The organism is Pseudomonas siliginis, from assembly GCF_024072275.1.
In the GTDB taxonomy this organism is placed as follows: Bacteria; Pseudomonadota; Gammaproteobacteria; order Pseudomonadales; family Pseudomonadaceae; genus Aquipseudomonas; species Aquipseudomonas siliginis.
Map to the genome: position 1 here is coordinate 4,409,676 of NZ_CP099598.1, position 19,829 is coordinate 4,429,504.

Sequence of the window (19,829 nt, forward strand, 5' to 3'; positions counted from 1 at the left end):
GAGTTTGTAACAGTGCAGAACGCCTGTTCGTCGACCAAACCAAAAAGCCCCGTCGCAATGGATAAATGCGACGGGGCTTTTCGTTTTCAAGAAGTGGTGTCCCAGGCGGGGTTCGAACCTGCAACCTTCCCCTTAGGAGGGGGATGCTCTATCCAATTGAGCTACTGAGACACTGATTGAAGCGCGCTGTACGCGGGGCGACAGACGGCGTGCATGTTAACGGCCGGCCCCTGTTTTGTCATGTCGTCCGTAGGGCTTTTTAAGTGTAGGCAGGCGCCGTGCAAGATTGTGGGAACTTTTACCGGGCAATTTGCACTACGCGAAAAAGCGGTCATTGCAGTTTGCAATCAGTGCCGCCCGAAAAACCTTACCAAACCCTTGTTTTTAAAGGACTTATCAGCCGTTACACTGTTGGCACGGCGACTGCTATGGCTGTTCTATCAAAAAGAACAATTTGGAGCGTCGTGCCATGAACAGCACCCTCTTGCTTGCAAACGCAGCGGCATTGGCCTTCTTGCTCGGATCGCATTTTTTTCCCAAGGCGGACATCGAGCAGCCAGTGGCGCAGCGCATGCCGCATTACTTGCAGGTGCAGAAAGCGCCGCAGTGGGCGGTGCTGAGTGATCGGAGCGATGCCTCTACGCAAATGGTCAGCGAGCCTGAGCTAGCCTCGGCGCCGACCACCGAACGTCTGGTTTTTTGAAATATCTTCAGGAGTACAACATGTCCAAATCAGCGACGGGATTTCTGATCCTCGCTTTACTGAGTGGCGTTACCCATCTGGCGCTGTTCGAGGAGACGGAAGTCACCTTGCCTCTGGTTGGCTGTGGCGTGTTTGCGGTGCTGTTTGTGCTGGCGCTGATTGCAGGGCGCAAGATCAAGTTTGATCCGGTTCTGCGTTGAGCCGGATCAGCTCAAGTAATGCAGAGACAGCTTCAGCAAGATCAACAGAATTTTCGATCTGATGAACGGGGCTGTCGCTGGATCTGCGGTCTTTGAACAGTGCGTTGCGCGCGAGTCTTGCGTCGATTTGCTCAGGGGTTTCCCGGCCACGCTTGAGCAGGCGCTTACGCAGGACCTCATCGTTGACTGTCAGCAGAACCGGCACCAGCGTTGGATATTTCTCCATTGCTTGACGCAGGTTCGCTCTCGACCCGTTAACCAATACGTGCCGGCCCGCTTGCAACCATTCATCCATTTCCCTTGGAATGCCGTAAGAGAGGCCGTTGGCTTGCCAGGCTAAGGAAAAAGCGCCAGCGTGCTGTCGCCGGTCGAACTCTTCAGGCGTCACGCCGATTGCATCTTCGCCGACTGACTCCGCCGATCGGGTAATCACCCGGCGCATCACTTCACAGTTCAACTCACGCAGTGGCTCACGCGCTGCTTCGATCAGGCTGTCCTTGCCCGAACCGGACGGCCCCATCAGGTAAAAAAGCTTGCCATCCATCCCGAAAACGCCCTCCGACGGGTCCTGCCTCTAGTAAATCGGCAAATTGCCACTATCCTGTACACATAGGGATCAAGAATAGCGAGCCGCATAGCATGCACGTTCTAAGGTCTTCGGACATCAACAGATGTGCATGCGAAAGCGGGCAGCGATACGGAAGGATGGAAAGTTTTCCAACCAGTCCGCATTTCTGACAACTGGTGCTGGCATTACGCCTTTACCCGGCTCAATATTTGTCACAGAATTGACGCCAATGATCTGGCAATTTTGAGGCATGATGCCGGCCTCTTAACAATTCAGGTTGAACCAATTGGTCCGGATGCTTGTCCTACCACACATCCTGCGGCCAATCCCGAGAACCGCTCCCCTGAACTAACCGGTTAAATATATGCGCCCATTGAAACAGGCAATTTATTCCAGCCGTACGGCTGACAAGTTTGTCGTACGTCTGCCAGACGGAATGCGTGAACGCATTGCCGAGGTGGCTCGCAATCATCATCGCAGCATGAACTCCGAAATCATTGCGCGCCTTGAGCAGAGTCTTATTCAGGAAGGCGCACTGGGCGAAGAGCTGAGCATGCGCCTGGACAGCCCGGAGCTGTCGCTGCACGAGCGCGAGCTGTTGCAGCGCTTCCGTCAGCTGTCGCACCGTCAGCAGAACGCCCTGGTGTCGCTGATCGCCCACGACGCTGAAATGGCCGCAGACGCGTCCTGAGTTATACCGAACATATTGAAGCCAGCATGATTGCTGGCTTTTTTTTGCCCGCGATATGACAGATGGCCGCTTGGCAATGGAGTGTGGCGAGGGGATTTATCCCCGCTGGGCTGCATGGCAGCCCCAAAAACAATGGGACTGCTGCGCAGTCCAGCGGGGATAAATCCCCTCGCCACCGTTACTTGTACTTGCGCCCGTATTTGTTTGGCAGGCACAAAAAAGCCCGTCGATTTGACGGGCTTTTCATTGCACAAGGTCAGAGCAGGAAGATTGTCGCCAACCCGAGGAAGATGAAGAAGCCACCGCTGTCGGTCATTGCGGTGATCATCACACTGGCACCCATCGCCGGATCGCGGCCCATCTTCGCCAGCGTCATCGGAATCAACACCCCCATCAACGCCGCCAGCAACAGGTTGAGTGTCATCGCCGCCGTCATTACCACGCCGAGTGACCAACTGCCGTAGAGCATGTACGCGACCACACCGATCACCCCGCCCCAGACCAGACCATTGATCAAACCGACCGCCAGCTCTTTGCGCATCAAGCGCGAAGTGTTGCCGGTGCTGACCTGATCCAGCGCCATGGCGCGCACGATCATGGTGATGGTCTGGTTACCGGAGTTGCCACCGATACCCGCCACGATCGGCATGAGCGCCGCCAGTGCCACCAATTTCTCGATCGAACCTTCGAACAGACCGATCACCCGCGATGCCACAAATGCAGTGATCAGGTTCACCGCCAGCCACGCCCAACGGTTACGCAGGGATTTCCACACGGAGGCGAAGATATCTTCCTCTTCGCGCAGACCGGCCATGTTGAGGACTTCGCTTTCGCTTTCCTCACGGATCAGGTCGACCATTTCATCGATGGTCAGACGCCCGATCAGCTTGCCGTTCTTGTCGACCACCGGCGCGGAGATCAAGTCGTAACGCTCGAACGCCTGAGCAGCGTCGTAGGCATCTTCGTCCGGATGGAAGCTCACCGGATCGCTGGCCATCACTTCCGCGACCTGCTTCTCCGGATCGTTGACCAGCAGACGTTTGATAGGCAGCACGCCCTTGAGCACGCCGTCGTAATCGACCACGAACAATTTATCGGTATGACCGGGCAGCTCTTTGAGGCGACGCAGATAGCGCAGAACCACTTCAAGGCTGACGTCCTCACGGATCGTCACCATCTCGAAGTCCATCAGCGCACCGACCTGATCCTCGTCATAGGACAGCGCCGAGCGCACGCGTTCGCGCTGCTGGTTATCCAGACTCTCCATCAGCTCATGGACAACGTCTCGCGGCAGCTCGGAGGCCAGGTCAGCGAGTTCGTCGGCGTCCATGTCCTTGGCGGCAGCCAGGAGCTCGTGATCGTCCATGTCGGCGATCAGCGTTTCACGGACGGAATCGGATACTTCGAGAAGAATGTCGCCGTCGCGGTCGGCCTTGACCAGTTGCCAGAGCGTCAGGCGATCGTCCAGCGGCAAGGCTTCGAGAATGTAGGCGACGTCGGCGGAGTGCAGATCATCGAGCTTGCGTTGCAGCTCGACGAGGTTTTGCCGGTGAACCAGGTTTTCCACGCGGTCGTGGTGCGGACCTTCCTGGCGATGAGTCAGGTCTTCAACGACACGCTGGCGCTGCAGCAACTCGACGACCTGAGCCAGGCGGTCCTGCAGGCTTTCCTGTGTTTTTTTTACTTCGATTTCGGACATAGGCGAACTCCACTCCCAGCAGCGGGGCACGCCGGAAGGATCAATCAGTCAATTCATGATTGGTGAAACGGTTTACTGAACAACTACTGGGTAAGTCCATGGAGGTTTTCCATAAGCCCCGGCGGGGCTGACGGGCGCAATGATACACGCCTGACGGTTTAAAACGTTGAAAAAATCACGGCTGAAACAAGCGCTTGCGAAACAAACCTGAGCGCCTGCCTGACCCGTGCAAATGCGACGACTCATCTTGAAAAGAAAACACACCGGCAATGCAAAAAGCAGCGACTACCCTTGAGCTTAGATCGTCATGGAGGACATCGAATGCCAGCAAAACCAGCGCTTTTTCTACTGACCGCCCTGCTCCACATCACGCCTGCCCACGCCACCACACTTCATCGCTGCCAGGCTGCTGACGGCAGCGTCACGTTTACGTCGATGAGCTGCGCAACTGGCGAGCAACTCTCAACTCAGGAGGTCCACCCGTATTCACCCGGCTGGGTCGCAATCATGCCGGAGTTCAATCACGAAGCTGTGACCGGCATGAAAGACAGCGGACGCGAACCGGGCATCGTCGGCGGCACTGAACATAAATGTGGAAACCTGATCGACAACAGACAGCGGCGCGAAGCGATCATCAACCGTCGAGTGATTGCCGGCATGAGTCAGCGGGACGTCGAAAGCGCACTGGGCAAGCCCGACAAGATCAACACCCGCACATCGACCACGAGCTATCGTTACGACCTCAAGCGAGGCCGCAGTGCTCAAATTGATTTTGATGAAAGAGGCTGCGTGAAGGGAAAAGCCAAATCCCGGACAGCAAAAAGCCCGCGTTAAACGCGGGCTTCTTGGTATATGGTGCACTCGACAGGATTCGAACCTGTGACCGCTCGGTTCGTAGCCGAGTACTCTATCCAGCTGAGCTACGAGTGCATTTTGTGTTTTTAAACCAGACCACAACTGGCTGAAGCCGAGTTACTCACCTTACAGCAAATAACTCTTAAATGGTGCACTCGACAGGATTCGAACCTGTGACCGCTCGGTTCGTAGCCGAGTACTCTATCCAGCTGAGCTACGAGTGCATTTGTTGCCGCGCATTATAGGCCGTCTAATCTCTATGTCAAACACTTTTTCTAGTAATTTCAACAACTTACAGAAGAAGCCAGATTACGACGTACTAAGCAAATAATGGCGGAGAACGGGGGATTCGAACCCCCGACACCCTTTTGAGGTGTACTCCCTTAGCAGGGGAGCGCCTTCGGCCACTCGGCCAGCTCTCCGCAACACGGGGCGTATATTAACCAGCTTCTTCCCCGTTTGCAAACATAAAAATCGATAAAAATTAATGGCTTGGTTCTTCGTCCTTCTCTTTCTTTATACGCAGGTAAATTTCCTCACGGTGCACCGCAACCTCTTTCGGAGCGTTGACGCCGATACGCACCTGGTTTCCTTTGACGCCGAGCACGGTCACGGTGATTTCGCCGTCACCGATAATCAGGCTTTCCGCGCACCGACGAGTCAGAATCAGCATACCTTTCTCCTTACGCCATTCATTTCAGGGACAACAGTCTGCAAAAAAAAGGCACCCGACCTACAACCGCAGCGATCGTAGCCCTACATGCCTGAGTATTGACCAGCGCGAGCAAAAGAACAGTTCAGGGCCCGCGCCATTCAAAAATAAAGGGCGCGGTCAGACCGCGCCCTTCACAGAAGCGGATTACTCGCCCTGACGGGCCGGCGCATCCAGTTCGAAAGCCGTGTGCAGCGCGCGCACGGCCAGTTCCAGGTACTTCTCTTCGATCACTACGGAAACCTTGATTTCCGAAGTCGAGATCATCTGGATGTTGATGCTTTCTTTTGCCAGGGATTCGAACATGCGGCTGGCCACGCCTGCGTGAGAACGCATGCCGACGCCGACGATCGAGACCTTGGCGATCTTGGTGTCGCCAACCACTTCACGGGCACCGATCTCGCGAGCGGTGTTTTCCAGCACGGTCTGTGCAGCCTGGTAGTCGTTGCGGTGCACGGTGAAGGTGAAGTCGGTGGTGTTATCGTGCGCGACGTTCTGCACGATCATGTCGACTTCGATGTTCGCGGCACTGATCGGGCCGAGAATCTTGAACGCCACGCCCGGGGTGTCTGGCACGCCACGGATGGTCAGCTTGGCTTCATCGCGGTTGAAAGCGATGCCGGAAATGATCGGCTGTTCCATGGTTTCCTCTTCATCAATAGTAATGAGGGTGCCCGGACCCTCCTTGAAGCTGTGCAGTACGCGCAGCGGAACGTTGTACTTGCCGGCGAATTCCACCGCACGGATCTGCAGGACCTTGGAACCGAGGCTGGCCATTTCCAGCATCTCTTCGAAGGTGATCTTGTCCAGACGCTGAGCGACCGGCACCACACGCGGGTCGGTGGTGTAGACACCGTCGACGTCGGTGTAGATCTGGCATTCATCCGCTTTCAAGGCCGCAGCCAGTGCCACGCCGGTGGTATCGGAACCGCCGCGACCGAGGGTGGTGATGTTGCCGTGCTCGTCGACACCCTGGAAACCGGCGACAACCACCACGCGACCAGCCTTTAGATCACCGCGAATCTTCTGGTCATCAATCTGCAAGATACGCGCTTTATTGTGCGCACTGTCAGTCAGGATCCGCACCTGATTACCGGTGTACGACACCGCCGGCACACCGCGCTTGATCAGCGCCATGGCCAACAGGGCAATCGTCACCTGCTCACCGGTGGAGACGATCACGTCCAGCTCGCGCGGAACCGGTTGTGCCTCGCCACTGATTTGCTTGGCCAGATCGATCAGACGGTTGGTTTCGCCGCTCATTGCAGACAGCACAACCACCAGGTCATCGCCGGCATCGCGGAATTTCTTAACCTTGTCGGCGACCTGCTCGATTCTCTCGACAGTGCCGACCGAGGTGCCTCCAAATTTCTGTACGATCAAAGCCATTTCAAAGCCGCCTCTGCCCATGAAGGGCGCCCAATAATCTTTCGAACAGTCGCCAGGCCCGCCACTAGACTGCGGGCCTGGCGAGCCGTCTTATAAAGCCTGCTCGACGAATGGAACGGTCAGCGCCAGTGCGCCATCCAGCGCAGCGGCATCGACACCACCGCCCTGCGCCATGTCCGGACGACCACCGCCCTTCCCGCCCACTGCCGCAGCAGCCTGTTTCATCAAATCACCGGCTTTGAGTTGGCCAGTCAGGTCCTTGGTTACGCCTGCAACCAGTACGACCTTTTCCTCATGGACACCGCCGAGCAGGATCACTGCGCGGCCGAGTTTGTTTTTCAGCTGATCGACCAGCGCCAGCAGCGCCTTGCCATCCTGACCGTCCAGACGGGCAGCCAGCACCTTCACATCCTTGACGTCCACCGCCGAGGCCGACAGATCGTCGCCCGCAGCGCTGGCTGCCTTGGCCTGCAACTGCTCGAGTTGTTTCTCCAGCAGACGGTTGCGCTCCAGTACCGCCGAGAGCTTGTCGATCAGGTTGTCGCGGCTGCCCTTGACCAGGCTGGCCGCTTCCTTGAGTTGTTCTTCTGCCGCGTTCAAGTAGGCCAGCGCCGCAGCACCGGTGACTGCCTCGATACGACGCACGCCCGATGCCACACCGCCTTCGCTGATGATTTTCAGCAGGCCGATGTCGCCGGTACGGTTGGCGTGGATACCGCCGCACAGTTCGACCGAGAAGTCGCCCATGCTCAGCACGCGCACGCTGTCGCCGTACTTCTCGCCGAACAGCGCCATGGCGCCTTTGTTCTTAGCGGTTTCGATGTCGGTTTCTTCGGTTTCAACGGCGGAGTTCTTGCGAATCTCGGCGTTGACGATGTCTTCCAGCTGCTTGATCTGCTCTGGCTTGATCGCTTCGAAGTGGCTGAAGTCGAAACGCAGACGCTGACTGTCGACCAACGAACCTTTCTGTTGCACATGCTCGCCCAGCACCTGACGCAGCGCGGCGTGCAGCAAGTGAGTAGCCGAGTGGTTCAGCGCGGTGGCGTGACGTACTTCGGCGTCGACGTGGGTTTCCACCGGTGCGCCGATGGTCAGACTGCCCGAGGCCAGCACACCGTGGTGCAGGAATGCGCCGCCGGTCTTGGTGGTATCGCGCACGTCAAACCGGCTGTCGCCGGCCTGAATGAAACCGCAGTCGCCGATCTGGCCACCGGATTCGGCGTAGAACGGCGTCTGGTTGAGCACGATCACGCCTTCCTGACCTTCGCTCAGCACGTCGACCGACTGACCATCCTTATAGATGGCAACGATTTTCGCCGAGCCGCGGGTGGCGGCATAGCCGGTGAACTCAGTGGCCACGTCGACCTTGACCAGTGTGTTGTAGTCCAGACCGAACGAGCTGGCCGAACGCGCGCGAACACGCTGCGCTTCCATCTCACGCTCGAAACCGGCTTCGTCGACGGTCAGGCCGCGTTCGCGGGCGATGTCGGCGGTCAGGTCCATCGGGAAACCGTAGGTGTCGTAGAGTTTGAACACCACGTCGCCCGGCACCACGGTGCCTTTGAGCTCGGCCAGATCCTGCTCGAGGATTTTCAGGCCGTGCTCCAAGGTCTTGGAGAACTGCTCCTCTTCAGCCTTGAGCACGCGCTCGATGTTGCTTTGCTGCTTCTTCAGTTCCGGGAAGGCTTCGCCCATTTCGGCGACCAGCGCCGCGACGATCTTGTAGAAAAAGCTGCCGGTGGCGCCGAGCTTGTTGCCGTGACGGCAGGCGCGACGGATGATCCGGCGCAGCACGTAACCGCGACCTTCGTTGGACGGCAGCACGCCGTCGGCGATCAGGAAACCGCAGGAACGGATGTGGTCGGAAACGACTTTGAGCGACGACTGATCGCCGTTTTCGCAGCCGATCGCTTCAGCCGAAGCCTTGAGCAGATTCTTGAACAGGTCGATGTCGTAGTTGGAGTTGACGTGCTGCATCACCGCACTGATCCGCTCCAGGCCCATGCCGGTGTCCACCGACGGCGCTGGCAACGGATGCAACACGCCATCGGCGGTGCGGTTGAACTGCATGAATACGTTGTTCCAGATCTCGATGTAGCGGTCGCCATCTTCTTCCGGCGAGCCCGGCGGGCCGCCCCAGATGTGCTCGCCGTGATCGTAGAAAATCTCGGTGCACGGGCCGCACGGGCCGGTATCGCCCATGGTCCAGAAGTTGTCGGAAGCGTACGGCGCGCCCTTGTTGTCGCCGATGCGGATCATGCGCTCGGCTGGCACACCGATTTTCTGTGTCCAGATGTCATACGCTTCGTCGTCGGTGGCGTAGACGGTGACCCAGAGCTTTTCCTTCGGCAGCTTGAGCACGCCAGTGAGGAAGGTCCAGGCGAAGGTGATCGCGTCGTGCTTGAAGTAGTCGCCGAAGCTGAAGTTGCCGAGCATTTCGAAGAACGTGTGGTGACGCGCGGTATAACCGACGTTTTCCAGGTCACTGTTCTTGCCGCCGGCGCGCACGCATTTCTGGCTGCTGGTGGCACGGGTGTACGCACGTTTTTCCTGGCCCAGGAAGCAGTCCTTGAACTGGTTCATCCCCGCGTTGGTGAACAGCAGGGTTGGGTCGTTGCCCGGAATCAAAGAGCTGGAGGCTACACGGGTGTGGCCTTGCTCTTCGAAGAAGCGAAGGAAGGCTTCACGGATTTCTGCGCTTTTCATTAGGTTCTTCCACGGAGGCTGCGGCCAAAGGCCTGTTCGAAACGTCATGAGACGAAGCGACGGCAAAGGGCCGCATTATATCGGCCCTGCGCGCGGGGTACAGCGTGTTTATACGATAGAAACGGTCAATTGGACGGCTGACGCTGTCACTTGCGTGAAAACTCGACGAATGTCGCGATCACTTGCTCGATTTGCGCGCGGCTGACGTCCATGTGCGTGACCATGCGCAAGCGCGCAGCGGCGCTGAGCCTGATCCCGCGTTCGCCGGCAAAGTCCTTGAGTGCTGCGGCCCTGTCGCCCATTTGCACATAAACCATGTTGGTTTGCACTGGCTCGACGATGAAACCGGCTTCACGCAAGCCCTCGGCCAGCAACTGTGCGTTGGCATGGTCGTCCGCCAGCCGTTCGACGTGATGATCCAGTGCGTACAAGCCAGCCGCCGCGAGCAACCCGGCCTGACGCATGCCGCCACCGACCATTTTGCGCAAACGCCGCGCTTTGCCGATCAGTTGCTCGGAACCGCACAGCACCGAACCGACCGGTGCGCCGAGGCCTTTGGACAGGCACACCGACACCGAATCGAAATGCTGGGTGATCTCCCGGGCATCGACGCCAAGCTTGACCGCCGCGTTGTACAGCCGCGCGCCGTCCAGGTGCAATTGCAGGCCGTGTTCCTGAGTAAAGCGTCGCGCGCGCGCCAGGTACTCCAGCGGCAGCACCTTGCCCTGCATGGTGTTTTCCAGCGCCAGCAAACGGCTGCGGGCGAAATGGAAATCGTCCGGTTTGATCGCGGCGGCGACCTGATCCAGATCCAGCGAACCGTCGGCCTGCACCTCCAGCGGCTGCGGCTGAATCGAGCCGAGCACCGCCGCCCCGCCACCTTCGTACTTGTAGGTGTGCGCCTGCTGACCGACGATGTATTCGTCGCCACGCTCGCAGTGCGCCATCAGGCCGAGCAGGTTGCTCATGGTCCCGGTCGGCACGAACAACGCGGCGGCAAAGCCCAGGCGCTTGGCCAGTTCGGCCTCGAGGCGATTGACCGTCGGATCTTCGCCGTACACATCGTCGCCGGTGTCCGCTGCGGTCATCGCGTCGAGCATGGCGGGAGTCGGTTGGGTGACGGTGTCGCTGCGAAGATCGATAACGCTCATGAACCTGGCCTCTGGTCAGATGGGGAAATCCCTTTGTGAAGTGGGATTACTGCGGTCATGGCGCGGATTAATCAACCCTTGAACGCGGAAAAACCCCATTCTTCCTCGAGCAGACAAAGCCCATGTGGGAGCGAGCCTGCTCGCGAGAGCGGAGTAACAGTCAGCATCTTCGTTGAATGTGAAGCCGCTTTCGCGAGCGGGCTCGCTCCCACAGTGTCATGTGCATGGCCGGGAAATATGTGTTACAAACTTGCCGCCGCCCGCCTATGGGCGGCGAAAACGTTCTCAGGGCGGGGTGCAATTCCCCACCGGCGGTAATTGCGCGCAACGCGCATAGCCCGCGAGCGCTTGGCGCTGCACACGGCTTGGATCGGGTGCGTCGGCAAGGTCAGCAGACCCGGTGTGATCCCGGGGCCGACGGTCATAGTCCGGATGAAGAGAGAACGGGATCGACGCCAAAGGGCCGTCCGCGTGCACTCGTGCCTGCGCTCGCACCCTTGCATCCCTTTCGATTCATAACGCCCTGTTTTTCACACAAACAGGAGTCAGAACATGCAACCCACCGCTATCGACAGCAAAAGCAAACACCCACAGGGCGAGCGCGTCGCGTTCATCCAGGCCTGCTGGCACAAGGAAATCGTCGACCAGAGCCGCAAAGGCTTCGTCGCTGAAATGCTGGTGCAGGGTTATCAGGAATCGGACATCGACTTTTTTGAAGTCGGCGGCGCCTTTGAAATGCCGCTGCACGCCAAGCTGCTGGCCAAGTCAGGCCGTTACGCTGGCATTGTCGCCGCCGCTTTGGTGGTGGACGGCGGCATTTATCGCCACGAATTCGTCGCGCAATCGGTGGTCACCGGCCTGATGCAGGTGCAGTTGGAAACCGAAGTGCCGGTGTTCTCGGTGTCGCTCACCCCGCACCACTTCCATTCGGGCGAAGAGCATCAGAAGTTCTTCTTCGAGCACTTTGTGCACAAGGGTCAGGAAGCGGCGCGGACTTGCGCGGATACGTTGCAGAAGATTCGCGCGTTGCGTCGCACGGAGCCGCGCGCTGTAGCGGTCTGACTGCACCAGGCCGGGTGGGGACTTAAGCCCCACCCGAATTCAAATGTGGGAGCGAGCCTGCTCGCGAAGGCGCCGTGTCAGCCACCAAAGAAGTTGGCAGACAGTCAGCATTCGCGAGCAGGCTCGCTCCCACAGTGCTTCGCGTTAATCGGAACGTCAGGCGAGGTTTTCGTCGGTGCTCGGGACGATCAGGATGCCGGCGCGCAGGCCGTTCTTGACCTTGGGGTTGGGGAAGATGATCCGCGCGCCCTGCTCTTCGATCACCCAGCGGGTATTGGCCAGATCCTCGGCCAACACATAACCCGGCTCCAGCTCGGAAAAGTTCTCGATATCCGCCGGCAGATTCAGGCGGAACGCATCGCTGTGCTTGATGATTTCCCGCGCCACGCTGAACAGCTGCAAACCATCCAGCCCTTCTTCTGTCTCCGGCTCAGCGCCTTCGATGATCTGCTTCAGGCGGGTTTCCAGCAGTGAAACGTTAACGCCGTCGTTCTGCCCGAACGGCCGCGCCTTGCCCAGTTCCAGGGTGAAAGCCTCGGCGTCGAGTTTGTCGTAGGTGTACGAACTGAACACGATGGATGGTTTGTTCTGCAACAGCACTGCTTCCATGCCGGCGGCGCGCAGGCGCGCCAGTTCGCGACGGGAATGCTGGCGCCCTTCCTTCCACGGGTACAAGGCGAACTGTTCGATCTTCGAACCACGAATCGCGGTGTGCAGGTCGTAGTGCAGACGCTCGCGATCGGGCTTGCTGAAGAAACTCGCCGCCAGCCGTTCCAGCTCACAGGCGCGCAACGCTTCCGAGCCGCTGCTTTGTTCGTGGCGACCGTTGAACAGTCGATTGACGTCCTGCTCGACGAAACGCTCACCCTTGCGAATCGCTTCCGGGTTGCCGAACAGGAACAGAATACGTGCGCGCGGCTTCAGATCGCCGCGTGCGATGTCGTGCAGCAGCCGGTCGAGCAACTCGATCGGTGCCGTTTCGTTGCCATGGATGCCTGCCGACAGCAGCAGGTCCAGGCCATTGTCGCGCGCTTCCGGGGGCCGGACTTCCAGCGCCCCTTCGCTCAACCAGCGCATGCGCACGCCTTCGACAGTCAGTTGAGTCTTCTCCGCCGGTTCGCGGCCGGCGAGGGTCAGTTCAAGCAGTTTGCCGAGGGCGAGCATAGAGCGGTTTCCTTAGTGGTCGTGGTTGCAATCCGGGCCGTGTACGTGATCCTCGTCAGCGCCGAGGTCAGCCGGTTCCATTTCCAGTTGCAGACTTACCAGATTAGTCGCCAATGGGCGCAGCAGCAGGTTGGCGTACTCTTCGTCACCTTCCTCGACGTCGACGCCGATCAGCAGCTGGCCACGGCCGTCCTGCTGGATCCACAGCTCTTTGCCTTGCCACATGACCGCAACGCGGGTGCACGAGGTTTGCAATTGCGTGCCGTCGGTGTCTTCAAGGATCAGCTGCAGGGAATCGCTCATGTTTTTACTCTCTTGGGGTGACGCGCCGCGCGCCGCGTTCAGGCAGCGCGCTGGCGATCAATTGATCTGGAAGGGATAAACCGCGCCCAGTTTAAGGATTTGCGTCAGTTCATCCAGTGCCGTCCGGCATTCAAGCAGCAACTGCGGGTCCGCCAGATCGGTTTCGCTCAGGCGGTCGCGGTAGTGCTTTTCAACCCATGCGGTCAACGAACCGTATAACGGGGCCGTCATGATAACCCCTGGGTTGACCGCCGCCAGTTCGGTTTCATTCAGCGCCACGCGCAGACGCAGGCACGCCGGACCACCGCCGTTCTGCATGCTTTGCTTGAGATCGAAGACTTTAACTTCGCGGATCATTCCGCCGGAGCTGGTCAGGCTTTGCAGATAAGCCCAGACGCGTTCGTTGGCCTGGCATTCCTGCGGCACGATCAGCAGCATCGAACCGTCAGGACGCGAGAGCAACTGGCTGTTGAACAGGTAGGAACGCACCGCGTCATCCACGGTGACTGCCGAACGCGGCACGCAAACGGACTGGAAGTTACCGCCGACCTTGGCCAGTTTGCCTTGCAGTTCGGCGAGCATCTTGTCGGTCTCGAGGAACGCGTCCTCGTGATAAAACAGCACTTCACCATTGCCCACAGCGATCACGTCGTTGTGGAACACACCCTGATCGATGACGTTGGGATTCTGCTGCGCGTAGACCACGCCTTCGTCACGCAGACCGTGCAGACGCGCGACGGCTTGCGAGGCTTCGAGGGTCTGGCGTGCTGGGTATTTCTGCGGCGCCGGGAAACGGTTGTCGAACGCACTGCGGCCGAACACGAAAAACTCGACGCCCGCCTCGCCGTACTCACGGCAGAAACGCGTGTGGTTGGCCGCGCCTTCGTCGCCGAACTGCGCCACCGCCGGCAATGCGGCGTGATGGGCGAAGTGCTGTTGATTGGCGAACATCGCGCCGAGCACGCGACTGGTGGTCGGGTGTTCGATGCTGCGGTGATATTTGCAATTGAGGTTGGCGGCGGTGAAGTGCACACGGCCGTCAGCGGTGTCGGCACTTGGGCTGACCGTGGCGGCGTTGGCCACCCACATGCTCGACGCCGAGCAACTGGCGACCAGCAGCGGCATCGCTTCTTTGGCGGCGCGCTCGATCACCTGCGCGTCAGTGCCGCTGAAGCCCAGACGACGCAGCGCCGCCACGTCGGGACGTTCCTGCGGAGCCAGCACGCCTTGCTGAAAGCCCATGTCCATCAGCGCTTTCATTTTTGCCAGACCTTGCAGCGCCGCTTCCTTCGGGTTCGAGGATTGCTGACTGTTGCTCTGCGAGGCGACGTTGCCGTAGGACAGACCACCGTAGTTATGGGTCGGCCCCACTAGACCGTCAAAATTGACTTCATAGGATTTCATCAGCGAGGCTCCACGAGAATCTGTTGTTATAGGCTTCAGTAACTATTCTTTGCGACCGAGGCGCGGCCTTCGCGAGCAGGCTCGCTCCCACAGGATTTAGGTTGGACACAAAATGTGTGAACACCACTGAACCTGTGGGAGCGAGCCTGCTCGCGAATGGGCGCTACGCCATTTTCACGCCAGGCGTCAGAGCCGATGGCAACACCAGGCTCGGGGTTTCCAGCGACGCCACCGGGTACGCGCAATAATCCGCTGCGTAATAGGCGCTGGCGCGGTGGTTGCCCGAGGCGCCGACACCGCCGAACGGCGCGCTGCTCGCGGCGCCGGTCAGCTGTTTGTTCCAGTTGACGATGCCGGCGCGGCTTTCCAGCCAGAACTGCTGGTAACGCGCTTCGGAATCGGAGAGCAAGCCGGCGGCCAGCCCATAAGCAGTGTTGTTGGCTTCAGTGATCGCCGCGCCGAAATCGGCATAGCGGATCACTTGCAGCAGCGGCCCGAACAGTTCTTCGTCCGGACGCTCGGCCACGGCCGTCACATCGACAATGCCCGGGGTCAGCAAAGCCGACTGCGCCTGTGGCTGAGTCATTTCCAGCAGCGCCACCGCGCCGTTGGCCAACAGTTGTTCCTGCGCATCCATCAGCGCTTTCGCCGCGCCGAGGGAAATCACCGAGCCCATGAACGGTGCCGGTTGCTGATCGAACGCACCGACTTCAATGGTCGAACTGACTTCCACCAGTCGCTTGAGCAGGCTGTCGCCCCACGCGCCTTGCGGCACCAGCAGACGGCGGGCGCAGGTGCAGCGCTGGCCGGCGGAAATGAATGCCGACTGAATGATGGTGTACACCGCCGCGTCCAGATCAGCGACCTGATCGACCACCAGCGGGTTGTTGCCGCCCATCTCCAGCGCAAGAATCTTGTCCGGACGCCCGGCAAACTGCTGGTGCAGGTGATTGCCGGTGCGGCTCGAACCGGTGAAGAACAGACCGTCGATACCCGGGTTCGCCGCCAGAGCGATACCGGTTTCCCGCGCGCCCTGCAGCAGGTTCAACACGCCTGCCGGCAGACCGGCTTCGATCCAGCACTTGACCGTCAGCTCGGCGACTTTCGGTGTCAGTTCGCTGGGCTTGAACAGCACACTGTTACCGGCCAACAGCGCCGGGACGATATGACCGTTAGGCAGGTGACCGGGGAAGTTGTAAGGGCCGAACACCGCGACCACGCCGTGCGGCTTGTGGCGCAATACGGCGGTGGCGTCGCCCAGCGGGCCGCTCTTTTCCCCGGTGCGCTCGCGGTAGCTCTGCACCGAAATCGCGATCTTGTTGACCATGCTGGTGACTTCGGTCGCAGCTTCCCATAGCGGTTTGCCGGTTTCTTCGCCGATGGTGCGAGCCAGTTCGTCAGCGTGGTTTTTCAACGACGCGGCGAAAGCTTCGAGGACGCTGATGCGCTCTTCGAGCGTACGGCGCGCCCAGCCGGGAAAGGCCTGACGAGCGGCCTGAACCGCCGATTCGACCTGCGCGACAGTGGCGCCCTCGCCCGCCCACAGCACTTGCTGGGTCACCGGGTTCAGCGATTGAAAGGCCTCGCCCTGACCGGCCAGCCACTCACCTGCAATGTATAGCGAATTCATTATTTCGACTCCCGTGCAGCGGACAGCGCCACGGCGCGAACCTGATCGCCGGCGCTGAGTTGAAGACGTTTCGCGGTTTGCGGATCGACCACCAGGGTGCCCGCAGCCAGTCGCGCTGGTGCAGCCGTGATGCGGCAATCCTCGCGCTTGCGGTTGTGGATGATGAACGGCGTGGCGTCATCGCCCGGCGTGCCGACGGCCAGCACCAGTGCTTCGCTGTCACGCACCGCGCGGATCTTGCTGGTTTCGCATTCGATGGCCGGGCCGGCGTCGAAGATGTCGACGTAACCCTGGTAGCTGAAGCCTTCGCTCTTGAGCATGGCCAGCGCCGGCTCGGTGTCCGGGTGCACTTGGCCGATGACGTTGCGCGCGTCCGGCGAAAGGAAGCAGGTGTACAGCGGAAATTTCGGCATCAGTTCGGCGATGAACGCCTTGTTGCCGACGCCGGTCAGGTAATCGGCCTGGCTGAATTCCATCTTGAAGAAGTGCCGGCCGAGGCTTTCCCAGAACGGCGAGCGCCCGGCGTCATCGGACATGCCACGCATTTCGGCGATGATCTTGTTACCGAACAGCTCCGGGAACTCAGCGATGAACAGCATGCGCGCCTTGGACAGCATCCGGCCGTTGAGGCCGTTGCGGTAATCAGCGTGCAGGAACAGCGAGCACAGCTCGGAATTGCCGGTCAGGTCGTTGGCCAGAAACAGCGTCGGGATTTCGCGGTAGATGTTCAGCTCTTGCGAAGCGCTGACCGTCAGACCGACGCGGAAGTTGTACCAGGGCTCACGCAGGCCGACCGCGCCGGCGATGGCGGAAATCCCCACCACGCGGCCGTCATCGTCTTCGAGCACGAACAGATAGTCGGCATCGCCACGCCCGGCTTCGCCGCGAAAGGTCTTCTCGGCCCAGCCGACCCGGTGGGTCAGGCGCTCTTCGTTGGCCGGCAAGGTAGTCAGGCCGGTGCCGGTGCTGCGGGCCAGGTCGATCAGCGCGGATAAATCGCTGCTGCGTACGGGACGAACAATCATGCTATCTCCTCAAACGGGCCGCTCGCGCCACCCGTGAAACTCGCTAAGGCGTTAAACCGCCACCAGGCGCACGCTGGCACCTTCACCGACGCCCAGGGCTTCGGCCGCTTCCATATCCAGCGTCACCGGTTTGCCCGGCGCGTAATCCAGCTCAAGTAACACCGCGCGGTAATCCTGCAACTGCGCGTTGGCCACCAGGTACTGACGCCCGGCACCCTTCACTGGCTCGCCGATCTTCACCGGCACCACGCGGCTCTGGGCGATCGAACGGATCCCGGAAACCCGTGCATGCAGGGTCGGGCCGCCGTCGAAGATGTCGATGTAGTGATCGGTTTCGAAGCCTTCGCGCATCAGGATGTCGAAAGTGATCTGCGCACGCGGGTGCACCTGGCCCATCGCCTCTTGGGCGGAGTCCGGCAGCAGCGGCACATAGATCGGGTAATGCGGCATCAGCTCGGCGAGGAAGGTGCGGCTTTTCAGCCCGCACAGGCGCTCGGCCTCGGCGTAGTTGAGGTCGAAAAAGTTACGCCCGATCGCATCCCAGAACGGCGAGTCGCCATTCTCGTCGCTGTAACCGACGATCTCGGTCACCACCGAATCGGCAAAACGCTCTGGATGGCTGGCGACGAACAGCAGACGGCCACGGGAATTGAGCTCGGCCCACGGCGATCCGACCAGTTCGCGCTGCACATAGAAACTGGTCAGCAGGCTGTTGCCGGTCAGGTCGTGGCACTGCGAGAGCACGTGGATCTTGTTGTGGATCTTCAGCTCGCGGGAGGCGTGGACGAAGGTCTCGTTACGGAAGCTGTAGAACGGCTCCGAATAACCGGCGGAAGCGACAATGGCCGAGCAGCCGACCAGTTTGCCGGTGCTCGAGTCTTCGAGGACGAAGAAGTAGCTCTCTTCACCGTTGAAGCTCACTTCGGCGGCAAACGAAGCTTCGCTCGCGGCGATCTTGTCGCTCAGACGTTCCACGTCATCCGGCAAGGAAGTGACACCAATCGGGCTGTCCGCAGCCAGACGCTGTACCTCGCCCAGATCAGCCATTTGCGCGGGGCGCATCACCAGCATGGTGTCACTCCTTTCTCTTCAATATTCACAGAAAAAACCGGGCCCACATAAAGATCGATGCAGGAATGGGACTTGTGGCGAGGGGATTTATCCCCGCTGGGGGGCGAAGCACCCCCAAAAATCTGGGGCCGCTGCGCAGCCCATCGGGGATAAATCCCCTCACCACAGGTTCAATCCAACAGGTGGATGTGCCCGGTATCAAAAATTGGTTCGGCGCCGGAAAAACTCCAGGCGCCGAAAGGTCCATCAGGCTTGCGTCAACTTCGCTGCAGCACGTTCGAAGCGGTCGAGACCGGCGTCGATATCGGCGTCTTCCACCACCAGGCTCGGGGCGAAACGGATCACGTCCGGGCCAGCCTGGAGAATCATCAGGCCTTCCTGTTCGGCGGCGTTGAAGATGTCCTTGGCCTTGCCTTTCCACGCTTCGCTCAGCACGCAACCGATCAGCAGACCGAGACCACGCACCTGAGTGAACAGGCCGTATTTCTCGCCGATCTGTTGCAGGCGGGTCTTGAACTTGTCGTGCTTGGCGTTCACGCCGTTCAGCACCTCAGGGGTGTTGACCACGTCGATCACCGCTTCGGCGACGGCGCAGGCCAGCGGGTTGCCGCCGTAAGTGGTGCCGTGGGTGCCGACGACCAGATGTTTGGCCAGCGCTTCGGTGGTCATCATTGCCGCGATCGGGAAACCACCGCCCAGGCTCTTGGCGCTGGTGAGGATGTCCGGGGTCACGCCGTAATGCTGGTAGGCGAACAGCTTGCCGCTGCGGCCCATGCCGGTCTGCACTTCGTCGAACACCAGCAGCGCGTTGTTCGCATCGCACAGTTCGCGGGCACCTTGCAGGTAAGCCAGCTCGGCCGGCAGCACGCCGCCCTCGCCCTGGATCGGTTCCAGCACGACCGCGCAGGTCTTCTCGGACACTGCGGCTTTCAGTGCGGCCAGATCGTTGTAGGGAACGTGGGTGATGCCAGTGATTTTCGGGCCGAAACCGTCGGAGTACTTCGACTGGCCACCGACGTTGACGGTGAACAGGGTACGGCCGTGGAAGCTGTTCAGCGCGGCGATGATTTCGTATTTCTCGGTGCCGAAACGGTCGAATGCGACGCGACGGGCCAGCTTGAACGCGGCCTCGTTGGCTTCGGCGCCGGAGTTGCAGAAGAACACGCGCTCGGCAAACGTGGCGTCGATCAGCTTGTGCGCCAGACGCAGGGCCGGTTCGTTGGTGAACACGTTGGACACGTGCCACAGCTTGTTCGCCTGTTCGGTCAACGCGCCGACCAGCGCCGGATGCGCATGGCCCAAAACGTTGACGGCAATCCCGCCGGCGAAGTCGATCAGCTCGCGGCCGGCCTGATCCCAGACCCGGGAACCGGCGCCACGCACCGGAATGAAAGCGGCAGGCGCGTAGTTGGGAACCATTACCTGGTCGAAATCGGCGCGTTGTACCGCAGCGTGCTCAACGGACATCGGAGTCTCCTGAAGAGGAACACCCGCCT

General features: G+C 59.9%; 18 protein-coding genes, 4 tRNA genes and 1 riboswitch. Of the genes, 5 read left to right on the top strand and 17 right to left on the bottom strand.

Annotated features, from left to right (window positions below):
* Positions 1 to 94: 94 nt before the first annotated feature.
* Positions 95 to 171, bottom strand: a tRNA-Arg gene (locus tag NF676_RS20285).
* Between the two features lie 298 nt (positions 172 to 469).
* Here NF676_RS20285 and NF676_RS20290 point away from each other — a divergent pair.
* Both NF676_RS20290 and NF676_RS20295 read left to right on the top strand, forming a co-directional pair.
* On the top strand, positions 470 to 703 hold the full coding sequence (locus NF676_RS20290; protein ID WP_056788077.1) for a hypothetical protein: 234 nt from the start codon (positions 470 to 472) through the stop codon (positions 701 to 703).
* A 20-nt stretch (positions 704 to 723) separates the two neighbouring features.
* On the top strand, positions 724 to 903 hold the full coding sequence (locus tag NF676_RS20295; RefSeq protein WP_016773599.1) for a PA3371 family protein: 180 nt from the start codon (positions 724 to 726) through the stop codon (positions 901 to 903).
* Here NF676_RS20295 and phnN read toward each other — a convergent pair.
* Positions 878 to 1,447, bottom strand: a complete 570-nt coding sequence (gene phnN, locus NF676_RS20300) for a phosphonate metabolism protein/1,5-bisphosphokinase (PRPP-forming) PhnN (protein ID WP_056788074.1) — start codon at positions 1,445 to 1,447, stop codon at positions 878 to 880. The genes NF676_RS20295 and phnN overlap by 26 nt on opposite strands.
* Before the next feature lie 388 nt (positions 1,448 to 1,835).
* On the opposite strand from phnN, the gene NF676_RS20305 reads away from it, so the two are divergent.
* A complete protein-coding gene (locus NF676_RS20305) occupies positions 1,836 to 2,162 on the top strand; it encodes an Arc family DNA-binding protein (RefSeq protein ID WP_003178899.1) in 327 nt (108 codons plus the stop codon).
* A 256-nt stretch (positions 2,163 to 2,418) separates the two neighbouring features.
* Here NF676_RS20305 and mgtE read toward each other — a convergent pair whose 3' ends face one another.
* Complete coding sequence (mgtE, locus tag NF676_RS20310) at positions 2,419 to 3,861, bottom strand: magnesium transporter (RefSeq protein WP_016773597.1); 1,443 nt, start codon at positions 3,859 to 3,861, stop codon at positions 2,419 to 2,421.
* 321 nt (positions 3,862 to 4,182) lie between these two features.
* Here mgtE and NF676_RS20315 point away from each other — a divergent pair, with 321 nt between their 5' ends.
* The gene (locus tag NF676_RS20315) at positions 4,183 to 4,695 is read left to right on the top strand and encodes a cell envelope protein SmpA (protein WP_252876753.1); all 513 of its coding nucleotides are present in this window, start codon (positions 4,183 to 4,185) and stop codon (positions 4,693 to 4,695) included.
* 19 nt (positions 4,696 to 4,714) lie between these two features.
* Here NF676_RS20315 and NF676_RS20320 read toward each other — a convergent pair.
* From NF676_RS20320 to ltaE, 7 genes are all read right to left on the bottom strand, one after another.
* Positions 4,715 to 4,791, bottom strand: a tRNA-Arg gene (locus NF676_RS20320).
* A gap of 72 nt (positions 4,792 to 4,863) precedes the next feature.
* A tRNA-Arg gene (locus tag NF676_RS20325) sits at positions 4,864 to 4,940 on the bottom strand.
* Between the two features lie 107 nt (positions 4,941 to 5,047).
* Positions 5,048 to 5,138 (bottom strand) — tRNA-Ser (locus tag NF676_RS20330).
* Between the two features lie 62 nt (positions 5,139 to 5,200).
* A complete protein-coding gene (gene csrA, locus NF676_RS20335) occupies positions 5,201 to 5,389 on the bottom strand; it encodes a carbon storage regulator CsrA (RefSeq protein WP_002554426.1) in 189 nt (62 codons plus the stop codon).
* 186 nt (positions 5,390 to 5,575) lie between these two features.
* Entirely contained in the window at positions 5,576 to 6,817 is a 1,242-nt protein-coding gene (locus NF676_RS20340; RefSeq protein WP_016773595.1) for an aspartate kinase, read from the bottom strand.
* A 90-nt stretch (positions 6,818 to 6,907) separates the two neighbouring features.
* On the bottom strand, positions 6,908 to 9,523 hold the full coding sequence (gene alaS, locus NF676_RS20345; protein WP_236168361.1) for an alanine--tRNA ligase: 2,616 nt from the start codon (positions 9,521 to 9,523) through the stop codon (positions 6,908 to 6,910).
* A gap of 146 nt (positions 9,524 to 9,669) precedes the next feature.
* Positions 9,670 to 10,674: a low-specificity L-threonine aldolase gene (ltaE, locus tag NF676_RS20350; RefSeq protein ID WP_252886668.1), complete on the bottom strand. Its 1,005-nt coding sequence runs from the start codon at positions 10,672 to 10,674 to the stop codon at positions 9,670 to 9,672.
* A 277-nt stretch (positions 10,675 to 10,951) separates the two neighbouring features.
* Positions 10,952 to 11,123, top strand: a riboswitch (FMN riboswitch).
* A gap of 103 nt (positions 11,124 to 11,226) precedes the next feature.
* Here ltaE and NF676_RS20355 point away from each other — a divergent pair.
* Complete coding sequence (locus NF676_RS20355; RefSeq protein ID WP_252886669.1) at positions 11,227 to 11,736, top strand: 6,7-dimethyl-8-ribityllumazine synthase; 510 nt, start codon at positions 11,227 to 11,229, stop codon at positions 11,734 to 11,736.
* Positions 11,737 to 11,892: 156 nt separating this feature from the next.
* Here the strand turns inward: NF676_RS20355 and astE are convergent, their stop codons facing one another.
* From astE to NF676_RS20390, 7 genes are all read right to left on the bottom strand, one after another.
* Positions 11,893 to 12,900, bottom strand: coding sequence for a succinylglutamate desuccinylase (gene astE / locus NF676_RS20360; RefSeq protein WP_252886670.1), 1,008 nt, complete (start codon positions 12,898 to 12,900; stop codon positions 11,893 to 11,895).
* A 12-nt stretch (positions 12,901 to 12,912) separates the two neighbouring features.
* Positions 12,913 to 13,203 (bottom strand): hypothetical protein, encoded by a 291-nt coding sequence (locus NF676_RS20365; protein WP_016773591.1) that lies wholly within the window; start codon positions 13,201 to 13,203, stop codon positions 12,913 to 12,915.
* A gap of 57 nt (positions 13,204 to 13,260) precedes the next feature.
* Positions 13,261 to 14,607: an N-succinylarginine dihydrolase gene (gene astB / locus NF676_RS20370; protein ID WP_095181525.1), complete on the bottom strand. Its 1,347-nt coding sequence runs from the start codon at positions 14,605 to 14,607 to the stop codon at positions 13,261 to 13,263.
* Between the two features lie 163 nt (positions 14,608 to 14,770).
* Positions 14,771 to 16,240, bottom strand: coding sequence for a succinylglutamate-semialdehyde dehydrogenase (astD, locus tag NF676_RS20375; RefSeq protein WP_236168387.1), 1,470 nt, complete (start codon positions 16,238 to 16,240; stop codon positions 14,771 to 14,773).
* Positions 16,237 to 17,262, bottom strand: coding sequence for an arginine N-succinyltransferase (gene astA, locus NF676_RS20380; RefSeq protein ID WP_252886671.1), 1,026 nt, complete (start codon positions 17,260 to 17,262; stop codon positions 16,237 to 16,239). Before astA ends, astD begins: the two co-directional genes overlap by 4 nt.
* Before the next feature lie 51 nt (positions 17,263 to 17,313).
* On the bottom strand, positions 17,314 to 18,333 hold the full coding sequence (gene aruF / locus NF676_RS20385) for an arginine/ornithine succinyltransferase subunit alpha (RefSeq protein ID WP_024014015.1): 1,020 nt from the start codon (positions 18,331 to 18,333) through the stop codon (positions 17,314 to 17,316).
* 246 nt (positions 18,334 to 18,579) lie between these two features.
* A complete protein-coding gene (locus tag NF676_RS20390) occupies positions 18,580 to 19,800 on the bottom strand; it encodes an aspartate aminotransferase family protein (protein ID WP_016773586.1) in 1,221 nt (406 codons plus the stop codon).
* Positions 19,801 to 19,829 lie beyond the last annotated feature (29 nt).

What these genes read in the sequence shown, in the direction of transcription:
- astB (WP_095181525.1), bottom strand. Translation starts at nt 14,607, where the DNA reads ATGAAATCCTATGAAGTCAATTTTGACGGTCTAGTGGGGCCGACCCAT.
- NF676_RS20305 (WP_003178899.1), top strand. Translation starts at nt 1,836, where the DNA reads ATGCGCCCATTGAAACAGGCAATTTATTCCAGCCGTACGGCTGACAAG.
- astE (WP_252886670.1), bottom strand. Translation starts at nt 12,900, where the DNA reads ATGCTCGCCCTCGGCAAACTGCTTGAACTGACCCTCGCCGGCCGCGAA.
- NF676_RS20365 (WP_016773591.1), bottom strand. Translation starts at nt 13,203, where the DNA reads ATGAGCGATTCCCTGCAGCTGATCCTTGAAGACACCGACGGCACGCAA.
- mgtE (WP_016773597.1), bottom strand. Translation starts at nt 3,861, where the DNA reads ATGTCCGAAATCGAAGTAAAAAAAACACAGGAAAGCCTGCAGGACCGC.
- ltaE (WP_252886668.1), bottom strand. Translation starts at nt 10,674, where the DNA reads ATGAGCGTTATCGATCTTCGCAGCGACACCGTCACCCAACCGACTCCC.
- aruF (WP_024014015.1), bottom strand. Translation starts at nt 18,333, where the DNA reads ATGCTGGTGATGCGCCCCGCGCAAATGGCTGATCTGGGCGAGGTACAG.
- NF676_RS20340 (WP_016773595.1), bottom strand. Translation starts at nt 6,817, where the DNA reads ATGGCTTTGATCGTACAGAAATTTGGAGGCACCTCGGTCGGCACTGTC.
- NF676_RS20290 (WP_056788077.1), top strand. Translation starts at nt 470, where the DNA reads ATGAACAGCACCCTCTTGCTTGCAAACGCAGCGGCATTGGCCTTCTTG.
- astA (WP_252886671.1), bottom strand. Translation starts at nt 17,262, where the DNA reads ATGATTGTTCGTCCCGTACGCAGCAGCGATTTATCCGCGCTGATCGAC.
- NF676_RS20295 (WP_016773599.1), top strand. Translation starts at nt 724, where the DNA reads ATGTCCAAATCAGCGACGGGATTTCTGATCCTCGCTTTACTGAGTGGC.
- NF676_RS20355 (WP_252886669.1), top strand. Translation starts at nt 11,227, where the DNA reads ATGCAACCCACCGCTATCGACAGCAAAAGCAAACACCCACAGGGCGAG.
- phnN (WP_056788074.1), bottom strand. Translation starts at nt 1,447, where the DNA reads ATGGATGGCAAGCTTTTTTACCTGATGGGGCCGTCCGGTTCGGGCAAG.
- NF676_RS20390 (WP_016773586.1), bottom strand. Translation starts at nt 19,800, where the DNA reads ATGTCCGTTGAGCACGCTGCGGTACAACGCGCCGATTTCGACCAGGTA.
- NF676_RS20315 (WP_252876753.1), top strand. Translation starts at nt 4,183, where the DNA reads ATGCCAGCAAAACCAGCGCTTTTTCTACTGACCGCCCTGCTCCACATC.
- csrA (WP_002554426.1), bottom strand. Translation starts at nt 5,389, where the DNA reads ATGCTGATTCTGACTCGTCGGTGCGCGGAAAGCCTGATTATCGGTGAC.
- alaS (WP_236168361.1), bottom strand. Translation starts at nt 9,523, where the DNA reads ATGAAAAGCGCAGAAATCCGTGAAGCCTTCCTTCGCTTCTTCGAAGAG.